Origin of the sequence: Bradyrhizobium sp., assembly GCF_049512235.1 — a bacterium.
GTDB lineage: Bacteria > Pseudomonadota > Alphaproteobacteria > Rhizobiales > Xanthobacteraceae > Bradyrhizobium.
This window is the reverse complement of record NZ_JBEKXH010000198.1, coordinates 1-11,531: the sequence shown is the minus strand read 5'-3', so window position 1 is coordinate 11,531 and position 11,531 is coordinate 1. Positions and strand designations below refer to the sequence as shown.

Sequence of the window (11,531 nt, the reverse complement as noted above, 5' to 3'; positions counted from 1 at the left end):
TATTTTCAACCTCCGGACCAGGCTTTCTACAGGTTAAGATTCCTTCCTCAAAGCGTGTCGTTCCTCAGGTCGCTTTCGGCTATCCGATCGAGGACTCCGAACCCCACCTCCCCCGGGAGGAGTTTTTGAGAAATATGAAGGTTCAACCATTGCCGGTCTCTCTGAAGGCGATCAAATAATAATATCCGGGAAACGCCGGGGTCAAACGGGAGCTTCTGGAACTGACAGTGGCGCCCGGCATCGCGCATTGCCTTTTTGCAGCCTGGTCAAATGGCCGGGGCCAACCCGGCCGTCTGGCCGATAGTCTGGACCGCGGGCAAAGTCCAGTTTCGTTCCTATCTTGAATGGATAGGAGTTGCCCGTGACCGACCCCACAGACCTGTTGGCCCAATTCTCGAACGCGCTGGCTGCGCGAGCGGAAGCCGCTGAGAACGCCGTGATCGCGATCCGCCTTGCCCACGGGCGGCATTTGACCGGCATGGTTTGGCGATCCGATCTGGTGGTCGCCTCCGAACAGTCGCTGCCGCGACAAGACGATTTCGAACTGGTCGCGGCCGGCGGCTCGGTCGTGGCTGCCAAGGCCGCCGGACGCGATCCCAGTACCAACATCGCTGTGCTGCGGCTGGCCGCGCCGATCGCATCGCCATCGATCGCCGCGGGCGAGGCGCGTAGCGGTGCGTTGGCGCTTGCGATCGGAGCCGACGGCGCCGGTGGCGCCAGCGCCCGGCTCGGGCTCGTCAATCTCGCCGGCCCCGAATGGCATTCCAGCCGCGGCGGCCGCATCGACCGGCGCATCGTGCTCGATATCAGCCTTGCCCGCCGCGAGGAGGGCGGCCCGGTATTCGACGCCGCCGGCGGCTGTCTCGGCATGTCGACCTTCGGGCCGCGCAGCCAGGTGATCGCGATCCCGACGGCAACCATCGAACGCATCGTACCGCTGCTGCTCAAGGACGGCCGCATCGCACGCGGCTGGCTCGGCGTCGGTTTGCAAGCCGTCGCCGTGCCCGACGCGTTGCGCGAGAGCGCCGAGCAGTGCAGCGGCCTGATGGTGATGTCGGTGGTTGCGGACGGCCCTGCGGCGCAGGCAGGGATCGTGGCGGGCGATATCATCCTGAGTGTCGACGGGACATCGACGCACCGATTCCGGAAAATCGCGGGGCATTTCGGTACCGACAGCATCGGGCGCAAGGCAGATCTTCGCCTCATCAGAAGCGGTAAGGTCGTGACGGTGCAGACAACGATTGCCGAACGGCCAGCCGCATGAGCGATACGGCCGGCAAACTGGCGCCCGCCGGACGGCTGCGCGTCGCGGTCTGGGCGGAGGATCTGCCGCGCCGCAGCGCCCTGAGCAAGGTTGTTGCCGAGGCCGGGCATCTGGTGGTCGGGGTGCAAGACAGCGCCGACGTGGTGCTGAGCGATGGCGACCGCCGGCCGGGTGAAACCCGCCCGGTCGTCACCCTCGGCGGCGCCGACGATGATGTGCCCGGCGGGCTCGCGCGCCACGCCAGCGCCAGCCAGATCGATGCGGCGATACGGGCGGTAGCCGCCGGCCTGATCGTGCGCTCGCCCGGCGCGATCGAGGCCGGCTTTGGCGCGGCAGGTGAGCCCGATCGTCATGCCCTGCTGACACCGCGCGAACTCGAAGTGCTGACGGCGCTGGCGGAAGGCATGACCAACAAGGCCATTGCGCGCCGGTTGAACATCTCGCTGCACACCGTGAAATTCCATCTTGAATCGCTGTTCCGGAAACTGGGCGCGCGCACCAGGACCGAGGCGGTGGCCAAAGCCTCCGAACGCCGTCGTTACGAGACGATCAATCTGTGAGCGGACCGCACTTGGCGATCGCTGCCGATCACGGCAAACAGCAGTTCCGGATTGCGTGGCGACGTCGACGGTTTGCTCGCCGGCATCGGTGCCGCGTCGCGCAACAAACCCCCCCGATACTATTGGCCTGCCATCCGGTGCGGCTTGAACAGCCGTCCCTTCTCCACCACCAGCACGACCGCGAGGGCCGCCAGCGTGCTGAGAAAAAATCCCGTCGCGAAAGGCAGCAGCGTGCCGTCATAGTCCTGGCCGATTCTGGTTCCGATGCCAATGCCGAGCAGCGTGGTGATGGAGCCGTACAATGACGAAGCGGTGCCGGCAATATGGCCCTGCGGCTCCATCGCCAGCGCGGTGAAATTGGCGATCATCAGCCCGAACGCAAACATCATCAGCGCCGCCAGCGCCATGAACAGCGGCAGCGGCAGCAGTTGGGTTTTCGCCGCGACAAACATCATGCCCGCGGCGGCGACGAAGCCGACCAGGGCGCCATGCGAAATCGCGCGCATGCCGATACGGCCGACGAACTTGGCGTTGAGGAAGCCGGCGACGGCGGTTCCGCCCGCGATCGCCGCGAAGGCCAGCGGAAAATAGTGCCCGAGCCCGTAGACTTCGGTGAAGATCTGCTGCGAGGAAAACACGAAAGCAAAAAGCGATCCCATCACCCCGCCGGCCGCCAGCGCATAACCCAGGGTCTGCCGGTTGGTCACGGTCTGGCGATAAGCGCCGAGCACCTCGCCAATGGCGAGCGACTTCCGCTCCGACATCGGCAGGGTTTCCGGCATCCGCAGCGCGCTCCACAGCAGCGCCATCACGCCATAGAGCGTGAGGACGATGAAGATGCCGCGCCACTGGGTCAGCAGCATCACGGCCTGTCCGAACGACGGCGCGATCACGGGGACACTGATGAAGACCATCATCGCCAGCGACATCACGCTGGCCATGCGGCGGCCGGCGTAGCAGTCGCGAACAATCGAGGTTGCGATCACGCGGGTCGCGGAGGTGCCGAGGCCTTGCAGCGCTCGCGCCAGCAGCAACGTCTCGAATGACGGGGCTGCGATCGCGAACACGCTGGCGAGGCAGTACAAGCTCATGCCGCCGAGCAGGACCGGGCGGCGGCCGAAACGGTCCGAAAGCGGTCCCATGACGAATTGACCGATGCCGAAGCCGATCAGGAAGGTCGACAGCACCGCCTGCGGGCGATTGGCGGTCAGGATATGGAACGCCGAGGAGATGTCCGGCAGTGCCGGCAGCATCATGTCCATCGCCAGCGGGTTCAGGGCCATGATCGATGCAATGACCACGACGAATTCGGCAAAGCCCATGGGGCGGTGGGTCGACGAAACCCAGGCGTTGGCGTCGATGTCGGTCACGTCAGCGAACCTCCGGCGATAGCCCGTTTTATCGGTTATGCTGCGCTGCACAAGCGGCGTTTGGGGATGGCAGCCCAGTTGGTAAAGCGGCTCGCGTGAGTATCTGGCGTGGAAGGTCACGGCGGACGCCGGCACCTGCCGCCCATGGCGATCGGATCGCCGCGACCTTGATCTGTGCCGCAACAAGCCCTTTATACAGATCACCCGCCAACCAAGGGCTTGCAACCATGACCGTGCACGAACGCAACATCTCGGCGTCGATCGACCCCGTCAAACTCGACCGCCTCGCCGAAGTGGCGATCAAGGTCGGGCTTAAGCTGGAGCCGGGACAGGATCTGCTCCTGACCGCGCCGACGGCGGCGCTGCCGCTGGTGCGCAAGATCGCCGAGCATGCCTACAGGGCCGGGGCAGGCCTCGTGACCCCGATGCTGTCGGATGAAGCGGTTACACTGTCGCGCTACCGGTTTGGTCAGGACTTGAGCTTCGACCGCGCCGCCGGCTGGCTCTATGAGGGGATGGCGAAGGCCTTTGCCGGCAACACCGCGCGGCTCGCCATTGTCGGCGACAATCCGATGCTGCTGTCGGGCGAAGATCCGGCCAAGGTCGCACGCGCCAGCAAGGCCAATTCCATCGCCTATCGGCCGGCGCTGGAAAAGATCACCGGTTTCGACGTCAACTGGAACATCATCGCCTATCCGAGCGCGTCATGGGCGAAGCAGGTTTTCCCCGGGGACGAGGAAGATGTCGCGGTGGCAAAACTTGCGGACGCGATCTTCAAGGCCTCGCGGGTCGATCATGCCGATGCCATCGCGGCGTGGGGCAAGCACAACGCGGTGCTGCGCGAGCGCACCGAATGGCTCAACGGCCAGCGCTTCAGCGCGCTGCATTATTCCGGACCCGGCACCGATCTCACCATCGGGCTCGCCGACGGCCATGAATGGCAGGGCGGCGCCTCCACCGCCAGGAACGGGATTACCTGCAACGCCAACATCCCGACCGAGGAGGTGTTCACCACCCCGCATGCAAGGCGGGTCGACGGTCACGTCGTCAGTACCAAGCCGCTGTCCTATCAGGGGTCGCTGATCGACGGCATCGCTGTCAAGTTCGAGCAAGGACGCATCGTCGAGGCCAGGGCCAGGCGCGGCGAGGAAGTGTTGAACAAGGTGCTGGATACGGATGAAGGCGCGCGCCGGCTCGGCGAGGTGGCGCTGGTGCCGCATTCCTCGCCGATCTCGAAGAGCGGGCTGTTATTCTTCAACACCCTGTTCGACGAGAACGCCGCCTGCCATATCGCGCTCGGCCAATGCTATTCGAAATGCTTCGTCGATGGCGCCACGCTGACGCCGGAGCAGATCGCGGTCCAGGGCGGCAACAAGAGTTTCATCCATATCGACTGGATGATCGGTTCGGACCAGACCGACATCGACGGCATTGACGCCGGCGGAAGGCTTGTGCCGGTGTTCCGCAACGGCGAGTGGGCCTGAAAGCCTGACCCGAAAGGCCGCCGATGGAATTCGGCCATTATTAACCACCGTTGCGAGTTTGATGACAAAGAAAAGTCTCAAACCCACTATAGTCAAAATCATTATATGGAATTGAGAAACAATTTCGCCACGATTAACTCTGTTAGAGTTAATTCGGTCGTGGCACATTTCGTTCTTTTAAGGCAGGAATTATGGCCGGCGACCGTTTTCTTATTATTTCGGGGCATGATTTCAGGTCGAGACGCAAAGCGAGTGTGCATTTCATCGCTCAATCTCTGGTGCCGCACGGCGAAGTCTGTTTTTATTCGATCGGCTTCAGCCACGTGTCACGCGCCAAGATGGATCCCCGGGTGGACCTCTGGGCCCACGGAAACATCGTCGGCGAACTCGATGGTGTGCGATGTTTTCTGGAACGCACGCTGGTTCATCCATTTTCGACAGGACTGGATTGGCTTGCTTTTCCCGAAGCGCTTTGGTTCGAGGCCTACGCCAAACGACCGCGCACGCAATTCTGGGATTGGGTCAGGAGCGCGACCACCATCATTTTCGAGTCAGGAATGTCGGTTTTGCTGGCCGAACAGGTTGCGCTGGCCAACCCGGCAGCAAGAATGATTTATCTTGCCTCGGACGATTTAAAGACCATCGGCTGCTCCAGCCATCTCGTTCATTGCCTGGATCGCTCGGCAACCTCATTCGAATATGCCGTGCTGACTTCCAGGCTTCTTGCCAGCGCGATGCCGCCGAGATTGAAACTGGTGTATGTCCCGCATGGTTTCGACCAAAGGCCGTTTCTGAACGACACGGCCTCGCCCTACACCGATCCGATCAACGCCGTAAGCCTGGGCTCGACGCTTTTCGACGAAAGCCTTTTCCAGGTTGCCTGCCGCCAGTTTCCCGACGTAAAATTTCACATCATCGGCGGAGGCCGCCGCAGTTCGAAAGTGACCGCGCCCAATGCCGTGGTCCAACCGGAAATGCCCTTTGCCGATACCATCAAGTACATCAAGCATGCCTCCGTCGGAATTGCGCCATACGCCAATAAAGGCGCGCCGTATTATCTGTCGGATACCTCGTTGAAGCTCGCTCAGTATGAGTTCGTGGGACTGAACGCGGTCTGCCCGTTCTTTGCGTGCGGGCAGAAATCCGGAAGATTTGGCTACGATCCCGGCAACTCCTCAAGCATTTTCGACGCGCTCACCCAGGCTCTTTCCAGGCCGAAGTTTCGACCGGACTTCTCCGAATTTTTGGATTGGGAAAGTGTGACGGATCGCTTTCTGGCCCCGGAACGATTTCCAGATACAAGGGTGTGACCGGCGGCTCGACCGGCAGCGCAGCTGTTGGGCCGCCGGGCTCCTGTTGCGAGAGTTCCTCCGTCGGGCGCCCAAGCTGGCCGCACGTGTCGGGCGCCGATCGACGGTTTGCCGGTTGCGTTTCGAGCAGGGACGCGCGGCGGGGAAGTCCTGACTTGACCGTGGCCGGTTGTCATCATATTCTGGCCAGAAATTCTAGCTAGCGAGAAACCGGGGCATGGCCCAGCGCAGTTGGTCGGTGCAGGATGCGAAGAACCGCTTCAGCGAGGTCGTCGAGGCGGCGCGGCGCATGCCGCAGATGGTCACCAAGCACGGCAAGCCCGCCGTAGTCGTAGTGGACGTTGTGGAGTACGAGCGCTTGCGGCACCTCGAACGCGCGCAGGCACCATCCTTTGCCGATGCGCTGCTCGCCATGCCGCAGGATAATGGCGAATTTCCGCGCCGCAATGTGCGGACACGCGAGCTCGATCTCTGATGTTCCTGATCGATACCGTCACGCTGTCCGAACTGCGCAAGCGGGAGCGCGATCCGAGGGTCGTCAAGTGGTTCGAACGGCAGCGAACGGCCGATCTATTCCTCAGCGTCATCAGCGTTGGCGAGATAGAGCGCGGCATTGCGCGACAGCGCACCACTGATCCAGGCTTTGCGGGCGCTCTTGCGGACTGGCTGGACCGGGTCCTGACCCTCTACGGCGAGCGGGTCGTGTCGTTCGATCTGCGAACTGCGCGACGTTGGGGCGCCCTGAGCGCCGCTCTCGGCAATGACAGCGCCGATCTCATGATCGCGGCCACGGCGCTCGAACACGGGCTCACCATAGTAACGCGCAACGTATCGGATTTCGAGCCCTGCGGGGTCGCCGTCCTCGATCCGTTCAGTCGCCGGCCCAACCGGAAGTCATAGCAGGCACCGCCAATCGACGCTGGATCGCGACGCGAGCCTTCAGGCGGCATCGCCGGTGTCGGCAGGGTCTTGATAGGCGACCCGTTCCATGATCCCGCTCGCGATCGCGGCCCGATAGACGGCTTCCGCGAAGCGCCGGTCCTCGACCGTCTCGACCTGCGACTTGCGCAGCGACTGCGGCATCGATTCGACCGCGCTGGTGAGCATGGCACGATCGACCGGCATGCCGACGCCGGCCGTCATGACAAAACGCTCGGGCGCATAATACCGGGTCGCAAATACAGTTCCAGCCGGCAGCGATATCTCCAGGCCCTGATCGACCAGCCAGAGCTCGACGTTCCGAAACAGGTCGGTGACGATCAGCCCGGCGGAGGGGTGTCGCCGCTGCACCGATACGACCGCGAAGCGCGCCTTGCGCATCGCCTCAAGCATCAGCGCCTCGTCGGATCCGGGCGCAAACCGTGCCGATCTGGCGTAACGATCGATCGCCCGGGAACGGCCGTCGGGAGCGGTGTGAATCGCAAGATCGTAGGCCATCGTAATCTCGTCCGGGTTGTCGAGGATGATGGTCTTGCGAACATAGAGGCCGAGCCGGCGCGCGTGGTGCAGGACCGTATCCGGGGACAGGAATTTCATGGCCTCGGACAGATGGTGCTTGCTGATTTCGCGCAGGTGGCGATACCGCGCCAGCACCTCGCGACGGCTTGGCGACGGCGCCCGCGGTTCGACGGTATTTTCTTTCCGGAGCCCGATGGCGGCGAACATGACGACCTCCATGCTTCGAAGACGCTGTCGCGGGTCGCGCAACAGCTAGCTATGCATCGCGTGCCTTGTATTCCCATACCTGATTCGCGCGATGAGCAAAGCCCGCAATCAACATTTTGCGCGGCGAGAGTTGGCGGCAGGGTACCCCGGTTCAACGATGATCTGGAGCAGCCGCGACGCCGGGCCGACTTTCAGGCCGGCTTGAAGGAGCTGTAGATGGCGCGCTCGAATTTGCGGTAGACGTCGAGCGCCGGTTGATCCGCAAAGGGCAGGATCTGCATCATGATGACGCCGGCGATGCGCGACGTCGGATCGATCCAATAATAGGTATTGAAAAGTCCGGCCCAGGTCAGGCTGCCTGCCCTGCGCCCGTCCCGGACCGGATCAAGGTTGATCATGTGCCCCAGTCCCCATCGCAAACGGACGCCCGGAAAGAAATCGACGTCATTCGACAGGGCCGGATTGGTTGTTTTCAGTATCCCGGCCTCGATGTCGCCGATCTGGTTGGTCGACATTTGCGTAATGCTCTCGGGCCGGAGCACGCTTGTTCCCGCAAGTCTTCCGCCATTCAGGAGCGCCTGAAGCAAGGTGAGGTAGTCCGGCGCGGTGGAATAGATACCTGCACCGCCCGAAAACACTTTCGGAGCAGCTCGGTTCGCCGTCGGTTGCGCTACCAGTGCGCCGTCCGCCCCGCGGCGATGCAAAGCTGCCTGGCGCGCGCGCTGTTCCCCGGTGAGCGAGAAGGCGGTGTCCTTCATGCCAAGCGGATCAAGGATATGATCGCGAAAATAACCATCCAGGCTCTTGCCGCTGACGATTTCCACCATCCGGCCGACCCTGTCGAGGCTGCCGCCATAGGCCCATCCGGCCCCCGGATCGAACATCAGCGGCATCCGGGGCAGCGCCGGATTGTTGCCGGCAACCTTGATGTAACGGGCCACGTTCACATCCCAGAGCTGGTAGCTGAGCCCGGATGTATGCGACAACAGATTGCGCAGGGTGATGGGTTGACGCGCGGGACGCAATTGCGGCAGACCCCGTGCATCGAAGCCGGCAAGAACCTGGGGCGACCCGAGCGTCGGATCGATCTTTGCCGCGGGCTCGTCCAGTTTCAGTCTGCCACGCTCGACGAGCTGCATGGCGGCAACGGACGTCAGCAACTTGACCATCGAGGCGATGCGAAAGACGGTGTCCGCCGACATTTTCGAGACGGAGCGCAAATCGCGGACGCCGAACGCGCCTTCGTACAGCACCGACTTTTCCGTCGCGACCATTGCGACGACGCCCGGCACCTCGGCCGAATCGACGCTGGCCTGCAAACCTGCGTCGATTTCACCGCTGCGCGAAAGCGCGGGCAGCGGAGCGGCGAGGCCAGCAGACGTCCCAACCGGCAACAGGCTCGCGCCCGCGAGCGCCACCGTTTGCAGCAGCGCTTCGCGTCGGGTCGGTTGAGAGGTCATTCGCTTAACTTTCGCAACCTGCCGGCAGATCTTCCGAAATCTCACCCGAAAATATCCCGCGAGGCTCCATCGCCGCATGAAATCCTTCACCGTTTCCCCCCGGGGGGCAACTGGCGGCTCGCCTGAAATCCGCGTTTGCTCAACAAGCTGTGTGAAAATGGCTCCCGTTGGCATCGGCGAGCTGACTTGCACGGGACGATGGCTTCCCAGCGTGATAGGCGTGCGATCATGGATTCCGACGAGCGCACGCTCCCACTGATGCCGCAATCGCTCACGCTTGTTCTGACTCCGCATGGCGCGCTGCACCTTGTGGATCAGGACGCGGATGTCGCGTTGGACGCCGCCGTGGCCCAGCGGCTCACCGCGGCTTTCGGGCGCGATGGCGGCCAGGGACTGCTGCAGCTGGGTGCCGGCGAAGCAGATAGCCACCTGCCGCCCGCGCTCGCATTCTGGCGTGGCTTCGCGATGCGCTTCGTCGCGACGCTGTGCGCGCTCGATGGAACCGCGTCGGCCGGGAAGCTGAAAAAAATCCCCGCGCCGGCGTCCGGCGAACTCGCCGCCCTGATCGACGCCGCGCCGCCGATGCGCGGCGGTGAATATCTCCGTGTCGAGGTCCTGGAAACATTCTGGCAGTCCATGGAGCGCGCGCTCGGCGTCGAGCTTTCCGAGAGCGGCCTGTCGCTGCAGGATTTTCTCAGGAGCCGCGACGGCCGCTGGCATCTGGTCGGGCGCGTGCATTTCAACCTGGCGGAAAACCGCGGCGATGCCGACTGCCCCTTCGCCTTCATGGCGACTTACACCTCGTCGCTCGCCGCCCATGGCACGCTGCGGCATCTGCCGCTCGGGCAGGCGCTGCGCGAATACGCCGGGGTCGACGACAAAGAGAAGCTCCTGAGATTGTTGGAGCCCCTGCAGCTGGCCGGCGAAAGCTGCGTCTGGCTCAAGGAAATCGTCGACAGCGGCGAGATTTTCCACCCGCTGCGCTGGACTCCGCGCGACGCGATACGCCTGCTGCGGGACATCGAGACGTTCGAACGCTGCGGCCTCGTGGTGCGAATGCCGGCGACCTGGCGCATGAACCGGCCAGGTCGTCCTTCGGTCGAGGCGACGGTCGGGTCGGACGCTCCCTCGTTGGTCGGACTGGACTCGCTTTTGGATTTCCACGTCGACGTCAGCCTGGACGGCGAGGTTCTCACCGCGGAGGAAATCGAGCGGCTGCTGGCGGCAACAGATGGCCTCGCCTTGCTGCGCGGCAGATGGGTCGAAGTCGATCCGGCAAAGCTCAGGGTAACGCTCGACAAATTCGAGGCGATCGAGCGGCTGTCGGCCGAGCAGGGCGTACCCTTCGCGCAGGCCATGCGAATGCTGGCGGGTGCCGAGATCGGCGATTCGCCCGCGGCGATGGAGGCGACCCCGTGGGGGCAGGTCAAAGCCGGCGCCTGGCTTGCCGAGACGCTGGCCGGATGCCGCGGCCCGGAGGCGCTCGCGTCGGCCGATCCGGGCGGCGCACTGACGGCGGATTTGCGGCCCTACCAGCAGATCGGGGTGCGCTGGCTCGCCTTCCTCACCCGGCTCGGCCTCGGCGCCTGCCTTGCCGACGACATGGGCCTGGGCAAGACCATACAGGTTCTCGCCCTGCTCTTGACGCTCGATCGGCGCCAAGCGCGGTCCGCACCGAGCGTGCTGGTCGCGCCCGCCTCGCTGCTCGCCAACTGGGCGGCGGAAGCCGCGCGTTTTGCGCCCTCGTTGCGCCTTCTGGTCGCGCATCCATCCTTCACCGCGTCCGATCGCCTGAAGGCGATAACGCCGGACAGCCTGACAGACATCGATCTCGTCGTCACCAGCTACGGGACGCTGTCGCGCCTCGACTGGCTCACCGGGACAGAATGGCGACTGGCCGTGCTCGACGAGGCCCAGGCCATAAAAAACCCCAACGCCAGACAAACCCGGGCCGTCAAGGCGTTGCGCTGCGGCTGCAGGATCGCGCTTACCGGCACACCGGTCGAGAACAATTTGCGGGATTTGTGGTCGATCTTTGATTTCATCAATCCCGGTCTCCTGGGTTCCTCCAAGGCGTTCGCCGATTTCGTCAAGAAGCTCGCCGCGCGCGAGCCGGTCTCCTACGCGCCGCTGCGCAAACTGGTCGCGCCCTATTTGCTGCGCCGACTCAAGACCGACAGCAGCATCATCGCGGATCTTCCCGACAAGACCGAAGTCAAAGCCTTCTGCCACCTGACCAAGAAGCAGGCGGTGCTGTACCTGGCCGCGGTTGCCGAGCTGGAGAAGCAGCTGCGGGAGTCCGGTGACGACATCGCGCGTCGCGGCCTGGTGCTCTCGTCGCTGATGCGCCTCAAGCAAATCTGCAACCACCCGACGCAATGGCTCGGCGACGGTGCCTATGCCGAGGAGGATAGCGGT

The 11,531-nt window shown here is 63.6% G+C and carries 10 protein-coding genes; 7 read left to right on the top strand and 3 right to left on the bottom strand.

Annotation, left to right across the window (positions count from 1 at the left end):
* Positions 1-361 precede the first annotated feature (361 nt).
* Both ABSG20_RS18910 and ABSG20_RS18905 read left to right on the top strand, forming a co-directional pair.
* The gene (locus tag ABSG20_RS18910; RefSeq protein ID WP_423866035.1) at positions 362-1,264 is read left to right on the top strand and encodes a S1C family serine protease; all 903 of its coding nucleotides are present in this window, start codon (positions 362-364) and stop codon (positions 1,262-1,264) included.
* Complete coding sequence (locus ABSG20_RS18905; RefSeq protein ID WP_423866034.1) at positions 1,261-1,824, top strand: helix-turn-helix transcriptional regulator; 564 nt, start codon at positions 1,261-1,263, stop codon at positions 1,822-1,824. The genes ABSG20_RS18910 and ABSG20_RS18905 overlap by 4 nt, the downstream gene beginning before the upstream one ends.
* 119 nt (positions 1,825-1,943) lie before the next feature.
* Here ABSG20_RS18905 and ABSG20_RS18900 read toward each other — a convergent pair whose 3' ends face one another.
* Positions 1,944-3,194, bottom strand: coding sequence for a multidrug effflux MFS transporter (locus tag ABSG20_RS18900; RefSeq protein WP_423866033.1), 1,251 nt, complete (start codon positions 3,192-3,194; stop codon positions 1,944-1,946).
* Positions 3,195-3,421: 227 nt separating this feature from the next.
* On the opposite strand from ABSG20_RS18900, the gene ABSG20_RS18895 reads away from it, so the two are divergent.
* From ABSG20_RS18895 to ABSG20_RS18880, 4 genes are all read left to right on the top strand, one after another.
* A complete protein-coding gene (locus ABSG20_RS18895; protein ID WP_423866032.1) occupies positions 3,422-4,678 on the top strand; it encodes an aminopeptidase in 1,257 nt (418 codons plus the stop codon).
* Between the two features lie 191 nt (positions 4,679-4,869).
* On the top strand, positions 4,870-5,988 hold the full coding sequence (locus tag ABSG20_RS18890) for a GumK N-terminal domain-containing glycosyltransferase (RefSeq protein WP_423866031.1): 1,119 nt from the start codon (positions 4,870-4,872) through the stop codon (positions 5,986-5,988).
* Positions 5,989-6,205: 217 nt separating this feature from the next.
* A complete protein-coding gene (locus ABSG20_RS18885) occupies positions 6,206-6,463 on the top strand; it encodes a type II toxin-antitoxin system prevent-host-death family antitoxin (protein ID WP_423866030.1) in 258 nt (85 codons plus the stop codon).
* Entirely contained in the window at positions 6,463-6,888 is a 426-nt protein-coding gene (locus tag ABSG20_RS18880; protein WP_423866029.1) for a type II toxin-antitoxin system VapC family toxin, read from the top strand. The genes ABSG20_RS18885 and ABSG20_RS18880 overlap by 1 nt, the downstream gene beginning before the upstream one ends.
* A 39-nt stretch (positions 6,889-6,927) precedes the next feature.
* On the opposite strand, the gene ABSG20_RS18875 is transcribed toward ABSG20_RS18880, so the two are convergent.
* Together ABSG20_RS18875 and ABSG20_RS18870 are read right to left on the bottom strand one after the other, a co-directional pair.
* Positions 6,928-7,653, bottom strand: a complete 726-nt coding sequence (locus ABSG20_RS18875) for a DUF7986 domain-containing protein (protein ID WP_423866028.1) — start codon at positions 7,651-7,653, stop codon at positions 6,928-6,930.
* A gap of 191 nt (positions 7,654-7,844) precedes the next feature.
* Positions 7,845-9,113 carry a serine hydrolase domain-containing protein gene (locus ABSG20_RS18870; RefSeq protein ID WP_423866027.1) on the bottom strand — a complete coding sequence of 423 codons (1,269 nt, stop codon included), beginning with the start codon at positions 9,111-9,113 and terminating at the stop codon, positions 7,845-7,847.
* Positions 9,114-9,341: 228 nt separating this feature from the next.
* Here ABSG20_RS18870 and ABSG20_RS18865 point away from each other — a divergent pair.
* The coding region (locus tag ABSG20_RS18865) for a DEAD/DEAH box helicase (protein WP_423866026.1) at positions 9,342-11,531 on the top strand (2,190 nt) is incomplete at its 3' end.

Coding starts and splice junctions, on each gene's coding strand:
- ABSG20_RS18875 (WP_423866028.1), bottom strand. CDS start 7,653: ATGTTCGCCGCCATCGGGCTCCGGAAAGAAAATACCGTCGAACCGCGG.
- ABSG20_RS18890 (WP_423866031.1), top strand. CDS start 4,870: ATGGCCGGCGACCGTTTTCTTATTATTTCGGGGCATGATTTCAGGTCG.
- ABSG20_RS18885 (WP_423866030.1), top strand. CDS start 6,206: ATGGCCCAGCGCAGTTGGTCGGTGCAGGATGCGAAGAACCGCTTCAGC.
- ABSG20_RS18870 (WP_423866027.1), bottom strand. CDS start 9,113: ATGACCTCTCAACCGACCCGACGCGAAGCGCTGCTGCAAACGGTGGCG.
- ABSG20_RS18880 (WP_423866029.1), top strand. CDS start 6,463: ATGTTCCTGATCGATACCGTCACGCTGTCCGAACTGCGCAAGCGGGAG.
- ABSG20_RS18905 (WP_423866034.1), top strand. CDS start 1,261: ATGAGCGATACGGCCGGCAAACTGGCGCCCGCCGGACGGCTGCGCGTC.
- ABSG20_RS18895 (WP_423866032.1), top strand. CDS start 3,422: ATGACCGTGCACGAACGCAACATCTCGGCGTCGATCGACCCCGTCAAA.